The 24,818-nt window shown below is 58.0% G+C and carries 20 protein-coding genes; 14 read left to right on the top strand and 6 right to left on the bottom strand.

Going from position 1 to position 24,818, the window contains the following annotated elements; all coding sequences use genetic code 11:
• Together ACVWYY_RS02120 and ACVWYY_RS02115 are read left to right on the top strand one after the other, a co-directional pair.
• Positions 1-321 (top strand): zinc ribbon domain-containing protein (locus ACVWYY_RS02120; RefSeq protein ID WP_457439460.1); only part of this gene is annotated, 321 nt, incomplete at its 5' end.
• Positions 322-380: 59 nt separating this feature from the next.
• A complete protein-coding gene (locus ACVWYY_RS02115; RefSeq protein ID WP_457402842.1) occupies positions 381-1,640 on the top strand; it encodes an ABC transporter substrate-binding protein in 1,260 nt (419 codons plus the stop codon).
• A gap of 3 nt (positions 1,641-1,643) precedes the next feature.
• Here ACVWYY_RS02115 and ACVWYY_RS02110 read toward each other — a convergent pair whose 3' ends face one another.
• The 3 genes from ACVWYY_RS02110 to ACVWYY_RS02100 are packed head-to-tail and all read right to left on the bottom strand — an operon-like array spanning position 1,644 to position 6,100.
• Positions 1,644-4,652, bottom strand: coding sequence for an ATP-binding protein (locus ACVWYY_RS02110; protein WP_457402840.1), 3,009 nt, complete (start codon positions 4,650-4,652; stop codon positions 1,644-1,646).
• 18 nt (positions 4,653-4,670) lie between these two features.
• Positions 4,671-5,312: an ABC transporter permease gene (locus ACVWYY_RS02105; RefSeq protein WP_457402839.1), complete on the bottom strand. Its 642-nt coding sequence runs from the start codon at positions 5,310-5,312 to the stop codon at positions 4,671-4,673.
• A complete protein-coding gene (locus ACVWYY_RS02100) occupies positions 5,309-6,100 on the bottom strand; it encodes a hypothetical protein (protein ID WP_457402837.1) in 792 nt (263 codons plus the stop codon). Before ACVWYY_RS02100 ends, ACVWYY_RS02105 begins: the two co-directional genes overlap by 4 nt.
• A gap of 215 nt (positions 6,101-6,315) precedes the next feature.
• Between ACVWYY_RS02100 and ACVWYY_RS02095 the strand changes: the two genes are divergently transcribed.
• From ACVWYY_RS02095 to ACVWYY_RS02045, 11 genes are all read left to right on the top strand, one after another.
• Positions 6,316-6,801: an ureidoglycolate lyase gene (locus ACVWYY_RS02095; RefSeq protein WP_011431703.1), complete on the top strand. Its 486-nt coding sequence runs from the start codon at positions 6,316-6,318 to the stop codon at positions 6,799-6,801.
• Between the two features lie 288 nt (positions 6,802-7,089).
• The gene (locus ACVWYY_RS02090) at positions 7,090-7,236 is read left to right on the top strand and encodes a hypothetical protein (protein ID WP_187147246.1); all 147 of its coding nucleotides are present in this window, start codon (positions 7,090-7,092) and stop codon (positions 7,234-7,236) included.
• Between the two features lie 16 nt (positions 7,237-7,252).
• On the top strand, positions 7,253-8,557 hold the full coding sequence (locus tag ACVWYY_RS02085) for a CAP domain-containing protein (RefSeq protein WP_457439458.1): 1,305 nt from the start codon (positions 7,253-7,255) through the stop codon (positions 8,555-8,557).
• 26 nt (positions 8,558-8,583) lie between these two features.
• Positions 8,584-10,131: a ferredoxin--nitrite reductase gene (locus ACVWYY_RS02080; RefSeq protein WP_457439456.1), complete on the top strand. Its 1,548-nt coding sequence runs from the start codon at positions 8,584-8,586 to the stop codon at positions 10,129-10,131.
• 61 nt (positions 10,132-10,192) lie between these two features.
• Positions 10,193-11,515 carry a CmpA/NrtA family ABC transporter substrate-binding protein gene (locus tag ACVWYY_RS02075; protein ID WP_457439454.1) on the top strand — a complete coding sequence of 441 codons (1,323 nt, stop codon included), beginning with the start codon at positions 10,193-10,195 and terminating at the stop codon, positions 11,513-11,515.
• A 145-nt stretch (positions 11,516-11,660) separates the two neighbouring features.
• Entirely contained in the window at positions 11,661-12,620 is a 960-nt protein-coding gene (ntrB, locus tag ACVWYY_RS02070; protein ID WP_457439452.1) for a nitrate ABC transporter permease, read from the top strand.
• A 72-nt stretch (positions 12,621-12,692) separates the two neighbouring features.
• Entirely contained in the window at positions 12,693-14,684 is a 1,992-nt protein-coding gene (locus ACVWYY_RS02065) for a nitrate ABC transporter ATP-binding protein (RefSeq protein WP_457439450.1), read from the top strand.
• Between the two features lie 38 nt (positions 14,685-14,722).
• Positions 14,723-15,565, top strand: coding sequence for an ABC transporter ATP-binding protein (locus ACVWYY_RS02060; protein WP_099884219.1), 843 nt, complete (start codon positions 14,723-14,725; stop codon positions 15,563-15,565).
• 33 nt (positions 15,566-15,598) lie between these two features.
• Positions 15,599-16,132 (top strand): Uma2 family endonuclease, encoded by a 534-nt coding sequence (locus tag ACVWYY_RS02055; protein ID WP_457439448.1) that lies wholly within the window; start codon positions 15,599-15,601, stop codon positions 16,130-16,132.
• Positions 16,133-16,240: 108 nt separating this feature from the next.
• Entirely contained in the window at positions 16,241-18,376 is a 2,136-nt protein-coding gene (locus ACVWYY_RS02050; protein WP_457439464.1) for a molybdopterin oxidoreductase family protein, read from the top strand.
• A gap of 24 nt (positions 18,377-18,400) precedes the next feature.
• Positions 18,401-18,889, top strand: coding sequence for a nitrate reductase associated protein (locus ACVWYY_RS02045; RefSeq protein ID WP_457439447.1), 489 nt, complete (start codon positions 18,401-18,403; stop codon positions 18,887-18,889).
• A 645-nt stretch (positions 18,890-19,534) separates the two neighbouring features.
• On the opposite strand, the gene purD is transcribed toward ACVWYY_RS02045, so the two are convergent.
• Both purD and ACVWYY_RS02035 read right to left on the bottom strand, forming a co-directional pair.
• Complete coding sequence (purD, locus tag ACVWYY_RS02040; RefSeq protein ID WP_457439445.1) at positions 19,535-20,830, bottom strand: phosphoribosylamine--glycine ligase; 1,296 nt, start codon at positions 20,828-20,830, stop codon at positions 19,535-19,537.
• 102 nt (positions 20,831-20,932) lie between these two features.
• Positions 20,933-22,063, bottom strand: a complete 1,131-nt coding sequence (locus tag ACVWYY_RS02035) for a glycosyltransferase (protein WP_457439443.1) — start codon at positions 22,061-22,063, stop codon at positions 20,933-20,935.
• 183 nt (positions 22,064-22,246) lie between these two features.
• On the opposite strand from ACVWYY_RS02035, the gene ACVWYY_RS02030 reads away from it, so the two are divergent.
• Positions 22,247-23,440 carry an RNA-guided endonuclease InsQ/TnpB family protein gene (locus ACVWYY_RS02030; RefSeq protein ID WP_457402826.1) on the top strand — a complete coding sequence of 398 codons (1,194 nt, stop codon included), beginning with the start codon at positions 22,247-22,249 and terminating at the stop codon, positions 23,438-23,440.
• A gap of 73 nt (positions 23,441-23,513) precedes the next feature.
• Here the strand turns inward: ACVWYY_RS02030 and ACVWYY_RS02025 are convergent, their stop codons facing one another.
• Positions 23,514-24,803: an HD domain-containing protein gene (locus tag ACVWYY_RS02025; RefSeq protein WP_414342966.1), complete on the bottom strand. Its 1,290-nt coding sequence runs from the start codon at positions 24,801-24,803 to the stop codon at positions 23,514-23,516.
• Positions 24,804-24,818 lie beyond the last annotated feature (15 nt).

Genomic DNA, 24,818 nt, shown 5'->3' with positions numbered 1-24,818 from the left:
GCAAGGGCGATGCTCACCTGGGCGCACTATCGGTTCAAGCAGTTCCTGAAGTTTCAAGCCAAGAAGAAAAACGTGGTCGTCGTGGAAGTATCGGAAGCGTACACCAGCAAAACCTGTACCAAGTGCGGGCACATCCACACGAGGTTAGGTGGCGCAAAGGTGTTTAGATGCCCAAAGTGCAACCATAGGCTACCGCGAGATTGGCAAGGCGCTCTGGGTGTTATGCTCAGAGCTTTGCGGGATACCGCCTTTCTGTTCGGAAACGGACAGAATGCTATCGCTTCACCGTTGAGCAGTAATGCTCAGCAGTGTTCAGCGTAAATGTATCAGTTTAAGTTGAATCTGGAACCTGAAAGTTTGATGGGGATGGTGGCAAGGCTATGCAACCCAAAAGCGTTTTCTGGAAGCGGCGGCAGGTGTTGGCTGGTCTGGGATCCCTGGGGGCTTGGGCGTTGAGTCAAGGCTCTCCGTTTGCCCAGAACACCTCCCAGAACATGGTGGATCTGGGATCCCTGAGCTGGGCAGACATTCTGGAGCGGGCGCGGGGCAGCTCTGTCAACTGGGCCATGTGGAGCGGCAGCGAGGCCATCAATGGCTTCGTGGATGGCTGGGTGAAAAGCCAGTTGCAGGAGCGTTATGGCATTCGCTTGAACCGGATCCCGCTCACGGATACCGTTGAAGCAGTCAACAAGGTGATTGGGGAGGTACAGGCCGGGCTGCTCAGCGGCGGCAGCATCGATCTCATCTGGATCAATGGCAACAACTTCCGCACCCTCAAGCAGGGGAATTTGCTCTTCGGCCCTTTTGCTGAGAAATTGCCCAGCTTGCCCTTCTATGATCCCGCCGATATTGAAACGGATTTTGGCCTGCCCACCGAGGGCTATTCTGCGCCCTACACCGGCAACTACTTTTTGATGGCCTATGATGCCGAACGGGTACCCAATCCCCCCCAGAGCTACGCCGAACTGTTGGCTTGGGCAGAGGCCAACCCAGGGCGATTTACCTACGTGGCCCCGCCGGATTTTCATGGCAGCCGCTTTTTGTTGAGCGCCTTCTATAGTGTGACCGGGGGCTATGCTCAGTACAGCGGGCCGGACTTCGATGCCGATCTCTGGGCGCGACAATCCCCTGCCCTGGTGGAATACCTGAGAAAGCTGGATCCCTTCCTGTGGAGACAGGGCCAAACCTACCCGCCCACCTTTGCCCGCCTGGCGGAGCTCTTTGCCAACGGCGAAGTGTGGCTCATCCCCACCTTTATCGATCAGGTGATCTTACGCAAGGGCAACGGCCAATTTCCCCCCAGCACCACCCCCTATGGGATCCCGGGCACCAGCTTGATCGATCCCTCGTTTACAGCCATTCCCATTAATGCGGCCAATCCTTGGGGGGCAATGGTCCTGGCAGAGGTCTTGGCCAGCCCGGAGGGGCAGCTGGAAAAGTTCAAGCCGGAGGTCTGGGGGGATCTGCCGCTCATTGATGTCAGCCGGTTGTCTGCCGACTACCAAACAGCTTTTGCCCAGCTGGAGGCTGCTGCCGGGATCCCCATTCAAGAGGCCATTGCTGGGGCAGTGCCCATCGTGAACTCCGAATACACGGTGCAACTGGAGGCCCTCTGGCAGCAACAAGTCTTGCCGGGATAGGGGTCAGGTATGCCCCTCACCCCCAGCCTCTTTCCAAAAGGGGAGGTCTTCTGACATTGGGGGTGGGCCGGGCAATGGCGGAGCAGGATCCTCACCTTGGGGCAACCAAACTTGGAAATGCGTCCATCCATCCGAGCTGTTGACGGAGATATTCCCCCCCATATGCTCCACCAGTTGCTTCACCAAAGCCAGCCCCAGGCCGGTGCCGCCGTGCTTCCAGCGATCCGATTGCGGGATCCGGTAAAACTTTTCAAAGATGCGGGGCAGCTCTGGCTCTGGGATCTCGCTGCTGTTGCTGCAGACGAAGAGGATCCCCTCTCCTTCTGAGACAACCCGCAGGTGGATGGATCCCTCGGGGGCCGTGTACTTGATGGCGTTGTGCAGCAGCTCGCGCAGAATGCGCCCCAAGCAGGTGGGGTCGGCCCAAAGCGAGGGGATCCCTGCCTCCAGGTGCAGTTGCAGGTGTTGATGTTTGGCTTGGGCCAAAGGCTGAGCCCCGGCCAGCAAATCTTGTAAATACCGCGGCAGAAAAATATTCTCTGGTTGCAGCAGATACGTCCCGGCTCCCAGCCGTCGCATATCCAGCAGGTCGTTAATGAGCTCGATTTGCCGGTTGCACTCTTTCAGGGCAATGGTGAAGTAGTGCCGCTGTTTCTCGGGGTTATCGCGGGTCATTTGCAGCATTTGCAAGGCCATGCGCACATTGGTCATGGGGGTGCGCAGCTCGTGCGAGACGGTGCTGAGGAAATCATCCTTCAGCAGATTCAGCCGCTCCAATTCCTTCACCTGCGCTTGGGCTGCTTGGTACAAACGGGCTTGGCGGATGGCCAGGGCACATAGGTTGGCCACCTGATAGGCCAGTTGAATCTCGTCTTCGGAAAACTCTTGCTCCGGCAGCCGCTCCAACAGCAAAGCTCCCAGCCGCTTCTCTTTGTCCCAAAGGGTGCAGGCCAGCAGCCGCACCCAGCGTCCTTCCTTCCGACAACAGCAGTGGATTTTCCATTTCTGCTGTGAGGAAGAATGGGACTGCAGCAGGCGCAAGAACTCCGGGTCACTGGCGTAGTCTGGCCCATGCAAGGGATCCGCCCCGCCATCTTGAGCCACGTCAGAAGAGAGAGAGGGGGAGTAGCAGTAGCCAGGGATCCAGGTTGATCCATCGTCTGAGAGCAAGAGGATATGGCAGCCGCTTAGGTTGAGTGCCTCGGCCAGGCTTTTGACCACTTCTTCCAGAATTTCCCCCTCATTCAGGCTGGCCACCATCTGGCCGCTGAGGGCGCGCAGCATCGCCTCAAAGCGAAAAGCCTGCTGCAGCTTGGCCGTGCGCAGCTCCACCTGGGCTTCCAGCTCGCGGTTGAGGGCCTGCAACTGCTGTTCTGCCCGTTTTTGCTCGGTGATCTCCCGCCCCACCGAGAGGATCTCCACCAACTGGCCCTGGCTGTCGAAAATGCCCCGATCCACCCAGCTCACCCAGCGGGACTGGCCGTCTTTGCCGGGGTACTCCCGCTCGCTGCTATAAAAAGGACTCTCAGGCGTGAGAGCGGCAAAAGCCTGCAGCACCACCTCCCGCTCTTCTTCCAGCAGCAGATCCCACAAAGCTCGGCCCACCACTTCTTCTACCCGATGATCGAAGAAACGCAATAAAGCAGAGTTGACGTAGGTGATGTGCCCATTGGGCCGAAAGCGGCAAATGAGCTCTGTCTGCTGCTCCACCACGGCGCGGTATTCTTGCTGCTGCTGCCACAGACGATCCAGCAGGGCCTGCTGGGCTGCTGCCGCCTGCTGCCAGGCTTTGGCCAGGGTCTGCACCTCCTGGATGGGGCCGGGATCCAAAGGGGGCCAGGGCTGGAAGCCGCTGTGTATAAATTGCTCGGCTACTTGGGTGAGGCGGCGCAGGGGACGGGAGAGAGCTTCGCCGAGGAGGATCCCTGTCCCCAGCATGCTCAGCAATAGCCCACCCCCCAGCAGCGCAGCCTGTTGGGCGCTCCGATGGACTTCGGCCAGAAGGGTTGCCTCTGGAATCCCGTACACGAAATAAAAACCTAGCCTCCCTTCACTCTGAACGGACTCCACCTCCACCCAGTAAGGGATCCCGCCAACCACGAGGCGCAGCGGATTTTGAGAAGAGGCCGTCTCCCAGGAGCCCACCTGCTCTTGCACAGCCACCAGCAGCGGATGGGGAGCAGGCCCCGCCGTACTGGCCACCACCTGTCCTTCCTCGTCCAGCAGAAAACTCACCTCTGCAGGAGAACGGCCTTCCATCTGTTCCAGAAAGGCTTGAAGCTGCCGGACGGAGAGGGAAGCCACTAAGCTGCCGTAAACCCGCCCCCCCGAGTCGGTCAGGGATAGGGACGTCATGATCAGCCGCTCTGGATCCTGGGCAGGAAGCTCCGCAAAAAATCGGGTTACCACCCAAGTGTCGCGGATCCCTTCCGACTGCAGGAGCTGGGGAAACCAGAACAACTGCCTCAGATCCACAAAGCCCAACCGGCGAGTGAACCCTGTGGGATCCCCTGTCTCTGGATCCCGTTGGCGGCTCTGGGCGGATCCCGGCAAGAGGCCGGGTGTGTGGTAAGTCCAGATCGACCCATCGGCGTGGCGGCGGGCGATCACAAACCCCCCTTGGGCGGAAATAAAGCCGACGTAGCTCAGCTCAGGAAATGGCTGCAACTGGCGGGCAAAGTGAGCTTCCAGCACCTCTAGATCGGCTGGGCTGGGGGTTGTCAAATCGGGCAGCAGCCCCCCCCTCACTGCCCCTTGATTGAGGGCATTGATCTGAAGGGGAATTTGCAAATATCTGGCAAGATGCTCTTCGGTGCGGTCGGTAACTTCCCGCCTCAGTTGCTCCGTCAAGCGCAGCGCCAGGTGTCGCCCGCCCTGCCAGGAGAGATAGGCCACTCCCCCCACTCCCCCTGCTACTGAGAGCACTAGGGGCAGCAGCAACGCCACCCGCAAAGGAATGGAGCGGAAAGGCCACCGGGATCGCACTTCAGAAGAACTAGGGGAAGACAGCATGGGATCCCTCACAGAACCTCAGGCTTGGGGAGGTTCCAAAGCCCGCTGCAGAGTGCCAAGGCCGATCTCGGCCGCAATAGCCAGAAGGGCCACTGGAACCGCCCCCACCAGCAAGATAGCGTTGTCATAGAGAGCAAACCCCAGGGTGATAAAAGTACCCAGCCCTCCCGCGCCGATAAACGCTGCTAGCGTAGCACTGGCAATCACCTCAATCGTAGCCGTTTTAACACCGGCCAGGATCACCGGCAAGGCCAAAGGGATCTCCACGTGCCGCAGTACCTGGGCAGGAGTCATGCCCATGCTCAGGGCAGCTTCCCGTAGGGCCGGCTCAAGGCTGCGGAAGGCCACATCCGTGCTGATCAGAATGGGGGGCAACGCCAGAAGGGTTAGGGCGACAACTGCCGAACGGAAGCTAAGGCCAAAATAGGGGATGGCCAAAAACAAAATGGCTAAGCTGGGAATCACCCGCAGGCTGCTGAACGCATTGATCACCACCAGAGAAAGCATCTGGGAGCGGGAGCTGAAAAAACCCAGCGGCAAACCCAACAGCAGCCCCATTCCCAAAGGCACCGCCACCAGTTGCAGGTGTTGGACGAAAGCTTGAAACAGCATGTCGCTGTGGTTCTGGGCGTAGGCCAGGGAGCGGGCCAAAAGGCTCATTGCCAATCCAAGTTGCCGTCTGTATCCTGCCTATCTTCCCTAATGGTGTCTGGATCCCTGCTTGGGGCCTGGTTGGCTTCTCGCTCTTGTAAGCGGCGGATTTGCGAGCGCACCTGCAAAGCAATCTGTAAAGCAGCCTCCAGGATTCGCCCCTGTTCGCTGGCCTGCTCGCTCACCTGCAGAGCTGTCAAAGCTGCCAAGTTATCGCCGAAGAACTCGCTCTGCTGCTCGATCAGGTCTTCGTTTTGCCGCAAGATCCGTTCGGTTTTCAAGGCACGGATGAGATCGGCCCGGGTCAGTTTCAGGGCTTCGATCACCTCAGCCCTCTGGGCCAGCTTCACCTCGGGGTTGCCCGCTTCCACCAACTGATCATTGACATGGATGGCCTGGATGATTCGGTTGTAGCGATCCACCTCCCCCAGCAAATTCAACAGCAGCGGCATGCGACGGCTGCGGAAAATCCAATAGGCTTGGCCCAGAGCGGCAATGGCCGCCAGGATCCCCCATTCCACCAGCCAAGTGCCCCAAGTGGCCTGTAGGCCAGGGATCCAAATCCGCCCCACCAGAGTCAGCAGGGATCCCCCTGTCCAGAAGGTCAAGAAACGCAAGAACAAGTCCAGCGTCACCAGCAAGCGTAGGAGATCCCAGAAAGCGGAGAACTGGCGCAGGCGATCCTTAAAGCGACGAGCAGGCTGAGGCCGATACAACCAAGCCACCGGCACTTGAGAGAGGTTTTGCACTTGAGCTGGAGAGATGATCAGCTCTTGCAAGTCCCGCTGCATCGCCATTTGCTCTGCTGAGGCTAGGAGGTTTTCCCATTGTACTTGCGGCCTTGAGCAGCTTGGGCTTGCTCAGGGATCCCTTCCCAGAAGGGAAGCTGCCTGGCCAAGTCTCGATAGAATGGGGTTCGCTGGGCTGTTTGCGTCTTCACGCCCTCGTGCTCACGTTGTAGGGCAACAGTGAGACACAAGACAGCTCGTCAAACGCAAAGGAGAAGAGCAGGGTGACCAGCCAATTGCGCCAACTGAAGGCCCATCTCGCTGAACCGGAAAACTTTGCCCCCTACGGACAGGTCATTTGCCCCACTCCCGATCACAAACCCTTCGACAGTCAAGATGCTCAGTTGTTCTTGAATCAAGGGCAGCCCCGCTTTTACATCATGCGCTTGCCTCGCCGCGGCCTCAAGTTTACTCAGATCACCCACCACATCCGCTGCACCCAGTGCCTGGGATCCCTCAATGGCAAGGAGTGGTTTATTGGTGTTGCACCCCCTGCCGATGAGCTGCACGTCGATCAGATTCAAGCCTTTCGGGTGCCTGGGGATCGCTTTATCAAGCTGGAGATGGGCACTTGGCATGCCGGCCCCTATTTTGACCACGAAGAGTTCATCGATTTCTACAACTTGGAGCTGGCCGACACCAACATCACCGATCACGAAACCATAAACTTACTCCAAACCTACAACCTGGAGTTCCAGATCACCCCCTGACAAGCTTTTGGGGATCCCTTATCAATCGGGCAAAAAGCAGCATTGATCATTGATCACAGCAATCTTTCGCTTGAGCGCAAGAAGAGTTGTGGGGATCCGTACTCCACTATGGGTGGAGAGAAAAAGTGGGCTTCGATGTCATCCCTAGTGGATGTAGCCGACTTGGGTGAGCGTTCCTTGACTTGGGCTTAAGTTATACCCTTGTCGCCATGGATCTTGGTGCTGTAACCCACCTGGCCAGGTGATAGAACAGGGTCAAACCCAACAGCATTTGGGAGGTTTGTTGTCATGGCTACGTTGCAACCCAAAGTGACCCACCAGCTTTTGGCGGCCTTAGCCCTGTTTGCCTGTCTGGGCTTGTTGCCTGCTTGTGGCGAGAGCAGCAGCAGCACCGTCAGCCCCCCCAGCATCACCCCCACCCCCACCGGCTCATAATTCGGCTGGTTTTTGCATGCCCTTGCAGCGGTTGCCCAAGTTGGTTCAGCTTTGGGCTTTGAGGATCGCGGGGATCTTTTGTCTTTGTCTGCTGGCGGCCTGTGGAGGATCCCCTACCTCGATGGAGCCACCGCGGGCAGGGGAAGTGCCGATTGCCAGCTTCCTATGCCGGTTGGATCGCCAGACCCGCAGCTTCACGGGGCCTATTTACGCCGAACAGCCCCAGGTTGCTACCTGCAACCCCGGTCGCCTTACGCCTGCAGCAGCCCAAAAGATGATGGATCGGCTGAATTTTCTACGGCTGTTGCACCAGTTACCGCCGGTGAAGCTCAATCCTCAGTTCCTAGAAGCCGCCCAGCAAGCGGCCTTGATGCAGGTAGCCAATGGTACTCTCAGCCACCAGCCGCCCCCTTCTTGGCGCTGCTTTACCCCTGCTGGGGAGGCGGGATCCCGCTTCAGCAACCTGGCGGTTGGGCCCATCCTAGAGCTGAACGGCCCCGATCCAGGCCGGGTGTTGGCGCGGCAGGTGGACATCTATTTTGCCGAGCCAGGTCGAGAAAACTTTGTGGATGTGGGGCATCGCCGCTGGAACCTGTATCCTCAGTACGCCCAGGGGGCCTACGGCATTGTCTTTGACCCACGGGCTGGACGGGTGACCCAGGCCAGCGCCAACTGGATCTTCGGTTTTGACGAGTCGGTGCCAGATCCAGAGTTCATCGCCTTCCCGGAGAAAGACGGCTACCTCTACCGCCTAGAAGGGTTTTCCGGCCAGCCCCTGTCTGCCTACCGCTGGTCTTTCTCGGTGCCCAGCCGTGGCGGCAAGGCTGATCTCAGCCAAGCCCAAGTCCGCATCACCGATGCCCTCAGCGGCGAGCCGGTGCCTGTTGGAGATCTCCGCGTGGGGGATCCCGCCTTTGGCCTGGAAACTTTGACCTACTCCGTGGGTTCGATCCAGCCCAATCGCAACTACACCTTTGAAATTAGCGGCATTCGCCTCAACGGTGGCCCCCCCCGCAGCTACCGCTACACCACCGCTCTCTACGACTGCGATCCCCAAACTTCCCAACGGCCCGCACCCCTCACCGAAGGGCTGGGGATCCCGCCCCGTTTCCTCTGGCAGATGGGCCTTTCAACTCTTTCAACCCTCTCAACTAGCTTTTCCTCACCCCCAGCCCCTTTCCCAAAGGGGAGAGAGGAGTCTGCTGCTCCTGGAAGCCTGACTTTATGCATAAAGCGCAATTCGAGAATGACAAAACTGCATAACCTGTTACAGAGTGTAACTACCAATACCAAAGTTAACGGTTCGTCATCGCTAGGGTAGCCAGTGTTCACCCCACGGCAGCGATCATGGCGAACCAATTTGAACGCCTCAAAAGCGAAAAGGATGGGCTGGCGGTCAAGGCCGAGCTGGAGGCGTTTGCCCGGATGGGTTGGGAGAACATTCCTGAAGACGACCGGGATCACCGCCTCAAGTGGCTGGGGATCTTCTTTCGCAAGCGCACCCCAGGTCAGTTCATGCTGCGGCTGCGCCTGCCCAATGGGATCCTAACCAGCGGCCAAATGCGGATGTTGGGCGCAATCATCCACCCCTATGGAGAACAGGGCGTAGCCGACATCACCACCCGGCAGAACCTGCAACTGCGCGGCATCCCCATTGAAGAAATGCCCCAAATCCTGGGCTACCTGAAAGAGGTAGGCCTGACCAGCATCCAGTCGGGCATGGACAACGTGCGCAACATCACGGGATCCCCTCTGGCCGGTATTGACCCGGATGAGCTGATCGATGTGCGCGGTCTCACCCGCAAGGTGCAGGACATGGTTACCAACAACGGCGAGGGCAACCCTTCCTTCAGCAACCTGCCGCGCAAGTTCAACATCGCCATCTGCGGTTGTCGTGACAACTCCGTGCATGCGGAGATCAACGACCTGGCCTTTGTGCCCGCCTTCAAAAATGGCCGCCTGGGCTTCAACGTCCTGGTGGGCGGCTTTTTCTCTGCTCGCCGCTGCGCCGAGGCAATTGGCCTAGATGTCTGGGTGGATCCCCGCGATGTGGTTCCTCTGTGCGAGGCGGTGCTGCTGGTCTACCGGGATCACGGCCTGCGGGCCAACCGGCAAAAGGCGCGGTTGATGTGGCTCATTGACGAGTGGGGCCTAGAGAAGTTCCGGGCGGCTGTGGAGCGCCAGACTGGCCACCCTCTGCTCAGGGCAGCGGAAAAAGATGAGGTGGTCTGGCACAAGCGGGATCTGCTGGGGGTGCATGCCCAGAAGCAGCCGGGCCTCAACTTTGTCGGCCTGCATGTGCCGGTGGGGCGGCTCAACGCCCTGGAGATGATGGAGCTGGCCCGCTTGGCGGAGGTGTACGGCTCCGGGGAGCTGCGGCTGACAGTGGAGCAGAACGTGCTCATCCCCAATGTGCCCGACTCCCGAGTGGCCCCGCTCCTCAAAGAGCCGCTCTTGAAGAAGTTCTCCCCCAACCCAGGGCCCTTGCAGCGGGGGTTGGTGTCCTGTACGGGCAACCAGTTCTGCAACTTTGCCCTTATCGAGACCAAAAACCGGGCTGTGGCCTTGATGGAGGAGCTGGAGGCGGAGCTGGAGATCCCCCAAACGGTGCGCATCCACTGGACGGGCTGCCCCAACTCCTGCGGCCAACCCCAAGTAGCCGATATCGGCCTTATGGGCACCACTGCTCGCAAGGACGGCAGGGTGGTGGAGGCCGTGGACATCTACATGGGGGGAGAGGTGGGCAAAGACGCCAAGCTGGGCGAATGCGTGCGCAAAGGGATCCCTTGCGAAGACCTCAAGCCGGTCTTGGTGGAGCTGCTCATTGAACACTTTGGGGCCAAGCCACGTCAGCATCCGTCCGCCGCCCAGGCTTCTGTTTTGGTAACCCGCTAGCGGTTCTGTTGCCGTCCTGAAAGTTTTTCTTTCTTCGTCGTTGTAAATCTTGGAGGTTTCGATGTCTAAGCTGTTCAGCACTTCCTCTCCCGTCTCCCGTCGGCAATTTTTGGCCGGGGTGGCTGCTCTCACGGCTGGGGCGGCCACGGCTGGGATCCCGCGCGCCCAATCGCAATCCTTGGGCAAAGGCTACTGGGTGGCGCAGGCCGATACTCCCGAAACCACCAGCGCCAAGCTGGGGTTCATCGCTCTAACCGACGCGGCCCCCCTGATCATCGCCAAAGAAAAGGGGTTCTTTGACAAGTACGGCATGAAGGACGTGGAGGTGGTCAAGCAGGCCTCTTGGGGCACCACCCGCGACAATTTGGTGCTGGGATCCGCCGCCGGCGGCATCGATGGGGCACACATCCTCACCCCCATGCCCTACCTCATCACCACCGGCAAAGTTACCGATGGCAAGCCGGTGCCTATGTACATTTTGGCCCGTCTCAATCTGGACGGTCAGGGCATTAGCATTTCCAACCAATATCGGGATTTGCAAATCGGCCTGGATAGTTCCCCCCTCAAGGCCAAGTTTGCCGAGGTCCGAGCTGCCGGCGGGGATCCCAAATGTGCGATGACCTTCCCCGGCGGTACCCACGACATGTGGATGCGCTACTGGCTGGCCGCAGGCGGGATCGATCCCACTAGCGACGTCTCCATCATTGTGGTGCCGCCGCCGCAGATGGTGGCCAATATGAAATCCAGAACCATGGAAGCCTTCTGTGTGGGCGAGCCTTGGAATGCCCAGCTGGTGAACCAAAAAGAGGGGTATACTGCCCTCACCACCGGCGAGCTGTGGAACGGCCACCCGGAAAAGGCCTTTGCCCTGCGGGCCGACTGGGTGGATGCGCACCCGAAAGCCACCCTTGCCCTGTTGAAAGCGGTGCTAGAAGCCCAGATCTGGTGCGACCAGATGGAAAACAAAGAGGAGATGTGTCGCATCATCGGCGACCGCCGCTGGCTGGGGGTGCCTGTGCCCGATATCTTGGGCCGTTCTCGGGGCACTTTTGACTACGGCACCGGCAAGGTCGTTGAAAACAGCCCCCACCTGATGAAGTTCTGGCAGAACTACGCTTCCTACCCCTTCAAGAGCCACGATCTCTGGTTCTTGACCGAAAACATCCGCTGGGGCTATCTACCTGCCGACACCGATACCAAAGCCTTGGTGGAGCGGGTGAATCGGGAAGAACTCTGGCGAGAAGCTGCCAAAGCCATTGGTCAGGGGGCAGCCATTCCCCCCAGCACCTCTCGAGGAGTGGAAACCTTCTTCGACGGGGTGCAGTTCGATCCCGAAAATCCTGCCGCCTACCTGGAGAAATTGGCGATTAAGAAGCTGGCCTAATTTCCCAACTTTCCCCAGCAAGTTAGCTGCAAACCCTCTGTCCAGGAGAGAAGGGATCCCCGAATCCCCACAAAGAGTGTTCAACTGAAACCCCTTCTCTCTTGGGATCCTCTTAAGTTGACTTCAACCTTACTCCCAGCAAGCCATGAGGATTTTCCACTCTGCCCTACAGTTGGGCTACCACCTCTTTCGGATCCTGCTTCCCCTACTGGTTGGCCTAGGCCACTGGCTGCTGAAAACCGGCCCAGGCTTTGTTCTTCAGTCCAATGCCGGGCTCCACTCCCCGGCCAGCTCTGCATCTTCTTCTGCTTGGAGGCAGCGAGTCCAAATCCACCAAGTGCTGCGCCGCGTTCTTTTGCCCACCACGGCCATTTTAATAGTGCTCGTTCTCTGGCAAATTGCCTATAGCCGCCCCGGAGCCAACTTGCCCACCCCTCTCCAGGTTTGGCAGGACACCTGGGATCCCCTCATTAAAGATCCCTTTTTTGACTATGGCGGCAATGCCAAAGGGCTGTTCTGGCAAATTTGGGCCAGCTTGCGGCGGGTGTTCATTGGGTTTGCCCTGGCCGGCTTGGTGGGGGTTGTGGGCGGCATGATCATCGGGGTCAATCGCTGGCTGTACGAGGCTTTGGATCCCATTTTTCAGGTGTTGCGCACGGTGCCGCCTTTGGCCTGGCTGCCGATTTCTTTGGCTGCCTTTCGAGATGCCAACCCTTCCGCCATTTTCGTAATCTTCATTACGGCCCTCTGGCCCATTTTGATCAACACCGTTGTCGGCGTACAGCAGATCCCACAGGACTACCGCAACGTGGCCAGAATTGTGCGCATGTCCGGCTGGAAGTACTTTTTCAAAATCGTTTTCCCGGCAACTGTACCCTACATTTTTACCGGCTTGCGCATTGGGGTGGGCTTGTCTTGGCTGGCCATTGTGGCGGCGGAGATGTTGATTGGCGGTGTGGGCATCGGGTTCTTCATCTGGGATGCCTGGAATAGCTCCCGCATCAGCGAAATCATTCTGGCTTTGATCTATGTCGGGATGGTGGGTCTTCTGCTGGATCGCATCACGGCTTGGATTGGCTCGCTGGTGGTGGCTGAGGATCGCTAAATGAGCTTGGCCGAGTTTTAGATTGGTTGCTGACAATTTCTCCATGCTCTCAGAAATCATCTCAGGGGAATCATGAAGACTCAGCCTTACATTGAAGTGGATCATGTCGACAAGGAATTTCTCCTCGACAACGGAGAGGTCTATCCTGTCCTGAAAGACATCCACCTGGAGATCCAAAAAGGGGAATTTGTCTCGCTAATTGGCCACTCCGGCTGTGGCAAATCGACCCTACTCAACATCATCGCCGGCCTGGAAAAGCCTTCCCGCGGAGGCATTCTCCTGGAGGGCCGACAAGTTACAGATCCCGGCCCGGATCGCATGGTGGTGTTTCAGAACTATTCCCTGCTGCCCTGGCTGACCGTGCGGGAGAACATTGCCCTGGCTGTGGACGAGGTGCTGGGATCCCTTCCCAAAGCGGAGCGGGACCGGATTGTGGAAGAGCACATCCGCCAGGTGGGGTTGCAGGGGGCAGCCGATAAACGCCCGGCCCATCTGTCAGGAGGGATGAAACAGCGGGTAGCCATTGCCCGGGCTTTGGCCATCCGTCCGCGGGTGCTGCTGTTGGATGAGCCCTTTGGCGCTCTGGATGCCTTGACGCGCGGCAACCTGCAGGAGCAACTGATGGAGATTGCCCAGGCGGAGCAGCTCACCTGTGTCATGGTTACCCACGATGTGGATGAGGCCCTCTTGCTTTCGGATCGGGTGGTGATGATGACCCAGGGCCCCGCTGCCCGCATTGGCCAGATTTTGCGGATCCCTTTTCCTCGACCCCGCCATCGTTTGGAAGTGGTGCGTCACCCCGATTACTACAGCCTGCGGGGAGAGATGATCTACTTTCTCGACCAGCAAAAGCGGGCTCGCCAGAAAACGCCTATCTCTGTGGCTATTGCCAAGCATGGCCTGGAGAAGGTCAATTTGGAGATTGGCTTTGTGCCCCTCAACGACTGCGCGCCTCTGGTGGTGGCGCAGGAAAAAGGCCTGTTTCAAAAGTACGGCCTGGAGCAGGTCACCCTGGTGCGAGAGCCAGGCTGGAAGACCATCTGGGAAGGGATCCGCTCCGGTCGGCTGGACGCGGCTATGGTGGTGGCCGGGATCCCGTTGGCTTCCACCTTGGGAGTAGGGGGAGTTCCGGTGCCTTTGATTACCGCGCTAACCCTCTCCCGCGGCGGCAACGCCATTACCTTTGGGCGCAGACTTTGCCTGCAGGGTGTTCTCAGTCCCTGGGATCTGCGCCAACACCTCCGGCAAACTCCTGACGTGGTTCATACCCTAGGGGTGGTGCACCCGGCCTCAATGCAAAACTTCTTGCTGCGCCATTGGCTGGCTAGCGCGGGGGTGGATCCGGATCGGGATGTCACGTTAACCGTGATCCCGCCGCCGCAGATGGTGGCCCACCTCAAGGCCGGCAACATCGATGGCTACTGCGTGGGCGAGCCCTGGAACTCCCGCGCCGTGCGGGAACAGGTGGGGGTTATCGTCGCCACCACCCCTGAAATCTTACCCAGCCACATCGAAAAGGTGCTGACGGTGCGCCAGGACTGGGCCCAAAGCTACCCCCGCACCCACGTGGCTCTGGTCAAAGCACTACTGGAGGCTTGTCACTACTGCGATCAGCCGCAGCACCGTTCTGAGATCTTGGAGTGGCTGGCTCAGCCCCAGTATGTGGGCGTGGCCCTGGAGGATCTGCAGCCGGGGTGGACGGGTATTCTGCAGCGGGGAATTGCCGATGAATCCCAAGCCCTCACCGGTTTTCACCAGTTTGCCAACGGGCGCAACACCTGTCCCGAAAGGTTGGAACACCTCTGGATCCTGACGCAGATGGCTCGCTGGGGCCTCTGCCCTTTTCCCCGCAATTGGGTTTCGGTTCTCGACCAAGTTCTGGACAGCGAAACCTACGCCCTAGCCGCCAGAGAACTGGGCCTTCCGGATCGGGCCCACGACCGCGGAGCTTTACTCTTTGGCGATGGATCCCGCTTTGACGGAGAGGATCCCGTTGCTTACCTGGAGTCTGTGGCCATACGGCAGGATCTGAAGCTGCAGGAGTACCGGCTCAGCGAAGTTTAGCTTTTGTTACCTTAGCCCCTCAATTGGAAAACACCATGATGACCAGCTCCCGCACGTTCTCCTCACCGCTATCTTCTGCTTCTCCGGTTGCAGGACTGCCCCTTCTTTGTCTTCAGAATGTGGGCAAGACCTACTTCACCTCAGCAGGGCCCTTCGTTGCGCTGGAAAATATCAATCTGGAAGTGGCTGCCGGTGAGTTTGTCTGCATTATCGGCCACTCGGGTTGCGGCAAATCCACCTTGATCAACATGGTGGCTGGGTTTTCCACCCCCACTTCGGGATCCATCGCCCTCAAGGGCCAGCCCATCACCTCCCCAGGGCCGGATCGGATGATGGTGTTTCAACATTATTCCCTTTTGCCCTGGCTGACTGCCTTTGAAAATATTTATCTGGTGGTGGATCAGGTGTACCCAACCAAACCCCGGTGGGAAAAAAGGGAAATTGTTCAAGAACATCTGGAATTGGTAGGTTTGGCGGAAGCAGCCCACAAGCGGCCCAAGCAGCTTTCTGGAGGCATGAAGCAAAGGGTAGCCATTGCCCGTGCTCTTGCCGTTCGTCCGCAAGTTTTGCTCTTGGATGAGCCTTTTGGGGCCTTGGATGCCATTACCAAGGAAGATCTACAAGATGAGCTGCTGGCCATTTGGCGGGATCACCGCTGCACAGTTTTGATGATTACCCACGACATCGACGAAGCTCTTTACTTGTCAGACCGTGTGGTGATGATGACCAACGGCCCCGCTGCCCATATTGGTGAGATCTTGACCATTCCCTTTGAGCGACCGCGCATTCGCTCCCGCATTATGGAAATGCCCGAGTTCTACGAATTGCGCAACCGCGCCCTTGACTTCCTCTATCGTCGCTTTGCCCATAGGGAGGATTAAGCTAGGAATCAAAACGCTTGGGGAGGGAAGTTGATGGCCGCTGCTCCGGTTCAGGTAGCTCCAATCGATCTCCCAATGGAGGAGCGGGTCTCTAGCTTGCCCAAAACCCTTGCCGACTATCTGGCCAATCCAGTTGCCCAAACCAAATGGGTAGATGGCTACATTGTGGAGAAAGTGGGGCAAACCTTAGGGCATGCAAAGATCCAAACCCGACTTCTCTTCCGTTGGCTCGGTTATGTTGAATGTCAGCCATTGGGGGGTATGGTTTTGGTGAAGGCTCCCGGCCAAACCAAAGGCAGAGTCAGAAGACCTGATGCTGCCTACTCATCTCCAGATTTAATCCAGCAATTTGGAGAGGATATTGCCACGCTGCTGCAGAGCTATCCTCTGGTTGAGGAGATCTTCTCTCCAACCGACTGTGGAGAAGATATTTTCCTAAAAGCCCAAGAGTATCTCAGCTCCGATGTACTGGAAGTCTGGCTGATTTTTCCCAGAAGCAAATACGTTTTTATCCAAACTCAAGATGGCCATCTTTGGCTAGCTGAACAGGACACTGACAAGAGCTAGGTTGTATTACCTGGCTTGGAGATCCAAGTTGCCGCTCTTCTCAGCTAAGGGATCCAAAATGCGAGAGAATTGGGCGTTTAATAGGGATCCCAACTCATGGTGACCGCGATGGAGTCGGAAAAAGCTGTCATCAAAACCCTATGTCCCTATTGCGGTGTGGGATGTGGATTGGAGGCGGTTTCGACAGCCTCAGGTGACTGGAAAATGAGAGGCGACCGGGAGCATCCTTCCAGCTTGGGGATGGTCTGTGTAAAGGGGGCCACGATCCTGGAGGCAGTTGGTCGGGATCGGCTGCTCTCTCCCCTGTTTCGGGAGAGCTTGGGCCAGCCCTTTCGTCGCATTTCTTGGGATCAGGCTTTTGAGGAGATGGTTTCTCGGCTGCGCTGCCTCAAAGACAACCCTCACTCCATGGCTATGTATGGATCGGGGCAGTTGCTCACTGAAGACTATTACGTTGCTCAAAAGCTCATTAAGGGCTGCCTGGGCACCAATAATTTTGACACCAACTCGCGCCTGTGCATGTCCTCAGCCGTCTCGGCCTACACCCAATCCCTGGGATCCGATGGCCCCCCCTGCTGCTACGAGGATCTCGATCTCTGCAATCTGGCTTTTCTGGTGGGCACCAACACCGCCGAGTGCCACCCCATTCTTTTTAATCGCTTGAAGAAGCGGCACAAGCCCGGATCCCCCCTCAAAATGGTGGTCGTGGATCCCCGGCGCACTCAAACAGCAGAAGCTGCTGATCTCCACTTAAAAATTTGTCCTGGAACCGATATCGATCTTTTCAATGGGATTGCCCATTTGTTGTTAAAGTGGGGATCCATTGCTGCTGATTTTATCGAGGGCTTCACCCAAGGTTTTGCTGAATATGCAGCTTTGCTGGCCGATTATGAACCGCAGATTGTGGCCCAGCGCTGCGGAATTGCCACCGAGGATTTAATCGAAGCAGCCAAGCTTTGGCAGGGATCCCAGAGAGTTCTATCCCTTTGGTCGATGGGCCTAAACCAGTCCAGCGAGGGCACCGCCAAGATCACCAGCTTAATCAACCTGCATCTCCTGACCGGGCAAATTGGCCGACCGGGGACGGGCCCCTTTTCCTTGACCGGCCAGCCCAATGCCATGGGTGGTCGAGAGGCGGGGGGGTTATCTCATCTGCTGCCGGGATATCGGCTGGTGAGCCAGCCCCAGCATCGGGCAGAGGTGGAGCAGGCTTGGGGCTTGCCCGGCGGCTCCATCTCCCCCCACCCAGGACTGAGGGCCACCGAGATGATTGCCGCTCTGGAGACGGGATCCCTGCAGTTCTTTTGGATTGTGGCCACCAATCCTTTGGTGAGCTTCCCCGATCTGGAACGGGTCAAAAAAGCCCTGAAAAAGTCTCCCTTTACCGTTTACCAAGAGGCTTATTACCCTACAGAAACGGCAGAATATGCCCATTTGCTTTTGCCCGCCTGCCAGTGGAGCGAGAAAACCGGGGTGATGACCAACTCCGAGCGCAGGGTTACCCTTTGTCAAGCCTTTCGAGATCCCCCTGGCGAAGCCCGACCCGATTGGGAGATCTTTGCTGAAGTGGGGCGCAGGTTGGGCTTTGAAGCGCAATTTTCCTTCCAAACCGCGGCAGAGGTTTATGCAGAATTTGCCGCCCTTACCGCAAATCGCCTCTGCGATCACTCCGGCCTCAGCCATGCCCTTTTGGCAGAACAAGGCCCTCAGCAATGGCCTTATCCCAAAGAAAGAACCTCGGCCCCTAAGTCCACTCGCCTCTACACAGATTGGCGTTTCCCGACCCCCGATGGCCGCGCCCGCTTTATCCCCCACCCTTCCCGTGGCTTGGCGGAGCCACCCAACCCTCAGTTCCCTTACGTATTAACCACGGGCAGGCTTTACGGCCATTGGCACACCCAAACCCGCACCGGCAGGATTGAAAAAATCAAGCACATGCACCCCCAACCCTTTATTGAAATCCATCCTCGCGATGCGGAAAAGCTGGGCCTCCAAGATGGAGATTGGGTTCAGGTGCGTTCTGCCCGCGGACGGGCCTATTTCCCGGCCAAGATAACTGCCAACATTGCCCCTGGAACAGTGTTTGTGCCCATGCACTGGGGATCCCTCTGGGCAGAACAAGCCGAGTGTAATGCCCTTACCCATGACATCAGTTGTCCCGATTCCGGCCAGCCGGAATTAAAAGCCTGTGCCGTTGCTCTTGAGAAAGCCGACCCACCGCTCAAGCAATCCCCTCAACTCTAGATTTGGTTCCTAATCGAGGTTCCCATGACTCTGTTTCAGTTTGAGCAAGATTTTGCCGACTCTCTGCGATGCATCCCCATGACCTTGCGCCTAAAGCTGGATTTGTGCGGGATCAAGCTCAAGCTCCATCAATGGGCCAAGTTTTCCTTAGAAGAGCGGCGGAAGTGTGTTGATTGGCCCTCTGAATCTCCACAGGATCTAGAAGAACTCCGCAACCATCTGCGCCATTTGGTTCGCTCCATCTGCCACGAAGAGGCGCAAGAGATTCCCATTGACCCCCAGCCTGAATGGCAAAATCCCAACCAGATCCCAATGGCTGTCCAACAAAAAGCTCAAGACCTGGGGGTCCGGCTTGCCCTCGATTTCTGGAGAAACTTGCACGATATCCAGAGATTTGCCTTGCTGAAGTTGAGCCGATCCCATCACGAAAACAAAAATTTCTTGCCCGCTCTGCGAGAGTTTGGCCTGAAGATGGCGAGGGATGGTGATTGCAGTTACTCTGAATCTATTTGAGAGAGATAGTCTGATACATTTACGCTGAACACTGCTGAACATCACTGTTCAACTATGCAGCGATAGCATTCTGTTTGTTTCCAAACAGAATGGCGGTATCCCGCAAAGCTTTGAGTAGAATACCCAAAGCGCAGTTTCCGTGTCGTCTTACTACCAATTTTCTGCTTTGCTTTGGCTACCATGTTGGCAGACTCGAAAGTAAACAGAAAGATCAACTGGTAGTAATCTGTACTGAACATATTATACATTATTTTCAGTATAGTTGAGCTTATTATTGACTAGAGTCATGCTCCTCTGCCATGCGCTGCCCCAGACGACCACCCCCAACCCCTCTTCCACCCTGGGAGAGGAAATGCCTGCTCTAGGGGATCCGGGTCCGCAACAGTTCAAGTGGGCTAATGGGGGATCCCCCTCGAGAGGGGAGAGACTCAGCTCAGCAATATCCGTGCCTAGTCAAAGCAGAGGGCTATTGTTAAGGAGTCTAAAGTAAAGTTGAGCTTTTGATATCACTGTTGCCGTCTTGTTACCGAAAGCGCTATCGTCTAAGCATCAAAGCTTTTTTCAAAGCTGCTTTATGGGCCCTGGAGGAGCGACCCCTCTGGGGCTTCTTCCATCCGGCTGCAGCTGAGAGGGCAAGGGATGGCTTTATGGGGTAGGGATCACTCCTCGGCGGACGGCAGGCCCCAGGGCGTGGCTGCCGATGTCGGAACGGTAGTAGGCCCTGGGAAACTGCACTTGCTCCACAGCTGCGTAGGCTTGGCGCAGGGCCTCGGATAGGGTTGCCCCTTGGCCGGTAAGACAGAGAACGCGCCCGCCATCGCTCAGGAGCTGCTTGCCTGCCTGGCGGGTACCCGCATGAAACACCAACGCCCCCGTGGTGGCAGCTGCATCCAAGCCGGAGATGGGGATCCCTCGCTCGTAGGCATCGGGATAGCCTGGGGCTGCCATCACCACGCAGGCGGCATAGCCGGGTTTCCATTTGAGCTGGATTTGGGCCAGCCGTCCTTCTATACAGGCCAGCAGCACCTCGTCCAAAGGGTTTTCCAGCAAGGGCAGGATGACCTGAGCTTCGGGATCCCCAAAGCGGCAGTTGTACTCCAACACGTAGGGATCCCCACTGGGCGTGATCATCAAACCGGCATAGATCACCCCCTGGTAGCGGATGCCCCGCCGTTGCAAAGCCTCCAGGGTGGGATCCAGGATCTGGGTTTGGATGCGGGCCAACCCTTCTGGAGTGACCAGGTGATCCGCAGGGGCATGAGCTCCCATGCCGCCGGTGTTGGGGCCAGTATCGCCCTCGCCAAGGCGCTTGTAGTCCTGGGCAGGTGGCAGCGGCACACAGATCTGGCCATCGGTTAGAGCCAAAACCGACACCTCCTGGCCGGGGATAAACTCCTCGATCAGCACCTGATCGCCCGGCTTGGCCAGGGCTGCTTCCAGGGCTTGCACGGCTTCTTCCCGGTTTTGGGCAACGGTTACCCCCTTGCCGGCAGCCAGTCCATCTTTTTTGATGACCACTGGGAAACTCTGGGAGTCGAGATAGGCCACAGCGGCAGATAGCTCAGCAAAGCCGGTAGCGCGAGCAGTCGGGATCCCCGCCTCTTGCATCAATTGCTTAGCCCAGAGTTTGCTTCCTTCCAGTTGGGCAGCGGCGCGGCTAGGCCCGAAAATGGGCAACCCTGCTGCCTGGAAGGCGTCCACGATCCCCTGCACCAAGGGCAGCTCTGGCCCTACCACCGTCAGGCGGATCCCTTGTACGGTAGCAAACCGCACCAGCCCTTCGATGTCGGTAGCCGCCAAAGCCACGGATTGACAGCGGGGCAGCTGCTGCATGCCGCCGTTGCCGGGGGCACAGTAGATCCGAGTAACCTGGGGAGACTGCAACAGCTTCCAGGCCAGAGCGTGTTCTCGCCCCCCAGATCCGATGACCAGAGCCTGCATGGTGTGCTATTCCGCTGTTTCTAAACCCAGCTTGCCTGTTTTCCGAACATCCCCCATTAGACCATGTTCTTGTACCATTTCTGGGGTGTTGGCGCACTCCGGTCAGTGGACGGCGAGAGAACGGCCCCGCCAAGTCCAGTTGCGGCCGGTGGTGGTGCGGATGGCCGAAGCCAAGATGATGGCCGCTGTCGCCCAACCCCCCACTGCCGTTAGCCACCAGTAGCAGAGGGGCAGATGCGCCCAATGCCGGAGCAGAAGCCGGATGGCCAATTGGGCCAGGATCCCTGCCAAGCTGGCCAACAGCACCTCCAGGGATCCCGTAGCCCCAGCCAGGATCACCCCCAACCAGGGCAAGCTGCAGATCCCCAAGACCGTACCCATTGCCAACACCGCCAAGGCCCAGTTGCGCTCCAGGCCCAGGAACCAGTTTTTGGTCCACCCTTCCCAAAGGGCAGCCCCGTTGGCATACATGCGGCTGCGCACCCGCGGCCCTCCCAGGCAAATTTGCAGGCCCAACCCCTGGGCTTTGATCCGTTGCCCCAGGGCCACATCCTCGATCACCACATCGGCCACTCCGGCATGCCCGCCAACTTGCTCGTAGGCAGAGCGGCGAAACAGCAGGAAGGGACCAAAGGCAAAGGCTTTGGGGTTGTCGGGATCGTTCACGGCGACAAAGTTGTAACCCACCGCCAGGATGGTCATCATGATGGGTTGCACCAGCCACTCCGCTAGGCAACCGCACACCAATTGCGGCCCTACACTCACCAAGCCGCTGCCGCTTGCCAGCAAATGTCCTAAGGCCGCTTCAATGGCACCGGATCCCAGCCGCACGTCGCAATCCAGAAACAGCAAGTAGTCGGCTTCTACGCGGGCGACGGCTTGGGCACAGGCCCAGTTTTTGCCCACCCACCTTTGGCCTTTGGGACGGGGATCCCCCTTGAGCAGGTGTAGGCGCGGATCTTGCCGTTCGGCAGCCAGGGCTTGGGCCAACTCCCAGGTGGCATCCGTGGATTCATCGTCCACCAACCACACCTGTAAAGGGGCAGAGGTGCTGTCCAGAATGCTGCTGAGGCAGCCCACCACGTTCTCGGCCTCGTTGTAGGCGGGCACGATCACCGCCAGCCGCTCCATCCCGGCCGCGATTTCCCCTGCCTGTTCCGCCGGGGGATCCCTCAGCCAGGGGGAAGCCCGCAACGCTCGCCTCAGTTGCAGAGCCACTAGGGCAATCGCCAAAGCTGTTAAGGACAATACCCCCGTTAGGATTTCTCGGATCCCCACTCCTGCTTCCCTCGTTGTTTAGATGTGCTCAGTTTAGATGTGCTCAGCTAGAAATCGCAGGAGCCCCGCACTGTACCCGTAGGGTCAGTGCCGGGAGGAATGCGCTTTGATGAAGTACAATTGAAGTACAATGAACTTATGAGCCAAGTCCTGACCATATCCTGTAAGCTCAAGGTGTCCCCATCGCAAGCCGCCAAATTGGACGCGACGATGGATGCCTTTGTACAGGCATTGAACTGGGTCAACCAAAACATGCCGGAGAAGATCGTCAACGCGGTCAAACTGCAATCCCTTTGCTACTACGAGATTCGAGCCCGGTTCGGCTTGTCCAGTAACTTGGCTCAACAGGTGTGCAGGCGGGTGGCAGGCGCTCGCAAAGTGGCGAGACAGCGCAACCGTCCGGTTAAAGAGTTCAAGCGTAGGTTCGTCGCCTACGACGCACGTATCTTCTCGTTTCGCGAGAAAGACTGGACGGTGTCGCTGGCCACGGTGGAGGGTCGGGAGCGCTTTGGGCTGGCCATTGGTAACTACCAGCGCGGGATGCTGGCTGGTTCCAACCCAAAAGCCGCCACGCTGATCAAGCGCAAAGATGGCTCCTACTACATCCAGATTTGCGTAGAGGAAAAACCACCCAAGCAGCAAGATACCGACAAGGTGATCGGGGTGGACTTGGGAAGGATAGATATCGCCCATACCTCAGAGGGGAAGAACTGGAATGGACAGCAGTTGAACAAAGTCCGAGACCACTACTTTCGGTTGAGGGCGGTACTCCAACACAAAGCCAGTAAGGGCACCCGCAGTTCGCGGCGCAGATGCAGAGAACTGTTGCAACGGCTGTCTGGCAAGGAGAGACGCTTTCAAGCGTGGGTCAATCATCGCATCTCCAAAGCTATTGTCTCTAGGGCAAAGGCTACCAACAGCGCTATTGCTCTGGAAGACCTGACAGGGATCCGGGAAAGGGTCAATCAACAGCCACGCAGCAAAGCCGAACGGCGCAGGGCCAACAGTTGGGCGTTTTATCAACTCCGTCAATTTCTGGAGTACAAGGCTCTGCGTGCAGGGGTTGCTTTGATTCTGGTGCCGCCTGCCTACACGTCGCAGACCTGCCACCGGTGTTTGCACATCCACCCTGAGCAGGGCAAGTCCTACCGCAGTGGTAAGTCGTTTAAGTGTGGGCACTGTGGATGGGAAGGGGATGCGGATTTGAATGGTGCGAATGTGATTGCGCTTTTTGGGGCTGTCGTAAACCAGCCTAGAGGTCCGGGCTTGTTTTGTTCTCTGGTAGAGCAGAGCAGGCTCAGGGCTACTGAAAGCCCGCCCCGTACCGCTTAGCGGTCGGGGTCGGGTAGTTTACGAACAGATTCCCACCTCTAATGCTCTAGCTCTGGGATGGCCCAATGATTTTCTAGGCAGACAAAACCCCCTCTACGATATCGCCATAGGGCCGGGGAAAGATTAGCCAGACCTGGCGCTGGGTTTCCACCAAGGCACGCACCAAAGGGGAAAGATGGGCAATTTCTTCATAGCCACGCTCGGTTTTGAGCTGGATCCCTTGGTCATAAAAGCTATAGCCCTGGACGTGGGCAGAGCGGATGCCCAAGTAACTTTCAGGATCCAGCCCATCCCGCAGCATTTTGGCCTGCACAGCAGCCACCAGGGTTTGGCGTTGTTCCTCAGACAACTGGGTAATGTTGCGGGCCTTGAACAAATCCCGCTCCAAGTAGCGCCGCGACAGATCCGCCAAGATGGGATCCTTCCCCGACATGGCCCAGAGGCGCATGGGGTAGCTGAAGATGATATCGTCGGCAGCCAAGTAGAGGGGGAGCGGCAACTCGAAGGGATCCCCTTTTTGAGCCGCCAGCGAGGCCCAGCACCAAGCGCTGAGGATGGGATCCAGCTCAATCTCCCCCCTTTGCAGGAGCGCCTCTGCCCGCCTGAATAGCCGCTCCAAGATAAAACGGGCACAGAGGCTCTTGGGGTGCTGGTACACCTGGGTGTACATGAAATAGCGCACCACCAGGTAGTGCTCGATGGCCCCCAGGCCTTTGCGAGCCGGGATGGACAGGGATCCCGTCTCCGGGTCATAATCCAGCACCGTTAGGATGCGATCCAAGTCCAGGTGGCCGTATTGGGCACCCGTGAGCAGGCTATCCCGCATCAGGTAATCGAAGCGGTCGCAGTCCAGTTGGCTGGAGATGAGTTGCCCCACCAGCGGCAGGGGAAACTGCTTCTGCAGCACTTGCTGCATCTGGGCCGGCAGTTGGGAATCAAACTCCGCCAGCAGCGTCCTCACCTGGGGATCCTCCCGGAGAATGCGGGCCGTCCAAACCTCGTGCCGGCAGCCGAAGATCTCTTCCCCGGCATGGCTAAAAGGGGCATGGCCAATGTCGTGCAGCAGAGCCGAGGCCAAGGTTACCGCCCGATAGGGACGCAGCTCCGGGTGGCGATGGGCCAATTTGTCGAACAGCCGCCGCGTTACCTGCAGCACCCCCACCGAATGGGTAAAGCGGGATCCCTCTGCCCCATGGAAGGTAAAAAAGGCCGTGTCCAACTGGCGAATGCGGCGCAGCCGCTGAAAGGCCGGTGTATCGATCAGGCGAATGAGCAGAGCCTCAACCGCGTCCCCTCCATTCAGGCTGATGGCGCCATGCAGGGGATCGTGGTAGGTGCGGGACTTGCAAAACCGTAGCGGCATACTCCCACCATACCT

The organism is Thermostichus sp. MS-CIW-34, assembly GCF_054060435.1.
This window is presented reverse-complemented; position numbering and strand designations above follow the sequence as displayed.

Coding starts and splice junctions, on each gene's coding strand:
- ACVWYY_RS02115 (WP_457402842.1), top strand. CDS start 381: ATGCAACCCAAAAGCGTTTTCTGGAAGCGGCGGCAGGTGTTGGCTGGT.
- ACVWYY_RS02110 (WP_457402840.1), bottom strand. CDS start 4,652: ATGCTGTCTTCCCCTAGTTCTTCTGAAGTGCGATCCCGGTGGCCTTTC.
- ACVWYY_RS02105 (WP_457402839.1), bottom strand. CDS start 5,312: ATGAGCCTTTTGGCCCGCTCCCTGGCCTACGCCCAGAACCACAGCGAC.
- ACVWYY_RS02100 (WP_457402837.1), bottom strand. CDS start 6,100: ATGGCGATGCAGCGGGACTTGCAAGAGCTGATCATCTCTCCAGCTCAA.
- ACVWYY_RS02090 (WP_187147246.1), top strand. CDS start 7,090: ATGGCTACGTTGCAACCCAAAGTGACCCACCAGCTTTTGGCGGCCTTA.
- ACVWYY_RS02085 (WP_457439458.1), top strand. CDS start 7,253: ATGCCCTTGCAGCGGTTGCCCAAGTTGGTTCAGCTTTGGGCTTTGAGG.
- ACVWYY_RS02080 (WP_457439456.1), top strand. CDS start 8,584: ATGGCGAACCAATTTGAACGCCTCAAAAGCGAAAAGGATGGGCTGGCG.
- ACVWYY_RS02075 (WP_457439454.1), top strand. CDS start 10,193: ATGTCTAAGCTGTTCAGCACTTCCTCTCCCGTCTCCCGTCGGCAATTT.
- ntrB (WP_457439452.1), top strand. CDS start 11,661: ATGAGGATTTTCCACTCTGCCCTACAGTTGGGCTACCACCTCTTTCGG.
- ACVWYY_RS02065 (WP_457439450.1), top strand. CDS start 12,693: ATGAAGACTCAGCCTTACATTGAAGTGGATCATGTCGACAAGGAATTT.
- ACVWYY_RS02060 (WP_099884219.1), top strand. CDS start 14,723: ATGACCAGCTCCCGCACGTTCTCCTCACCGCTATCTTCTGCTTCTCCG.
- ACVWYY_RS02055 (WP_457439448.1), top strand. CDS start 15,599: ATGGCCGCTGCTCCGGTTCAGGTAGCTCCAATCGATCTCCCAATGGAG.
- ACVWYY_RS02050 (WP_457439464.1), top strand. CDS start 16,241: ATGGAGTCGGAAAAAGCTGTCATCAAAACCCTATGTCCCTATTGCGGT.
- ACVWYY_RS02045 (WP_457439447.1), top strand. CDS start 18,401: ATGACTCTGTTTCAGTTTGAGCAAGATTTTGCCGACTCTCTGCGATGC.
- purD (WP_457439445.1), bottom strand. CDS start 20,830: ATGCAGGCTCTGGTCATCGGATCTGGGGGGCGAGAACACGCTCTGGCC.
- ACVWYY_RS02030 (WP_457402826.1), top strand. CDS start 22,247: ATGAGCCAAGTCCTGACCATATCCTGTAAGCTCAAGGTGTCCCCATCG.
- ACVWYY_RS02025 (WP_414342966.1), bottom strand. CDS start 24,803: ATGCCGCTACGGTTTTGCAAGTCCCGCACCTACCACGATCCCCTGCAT.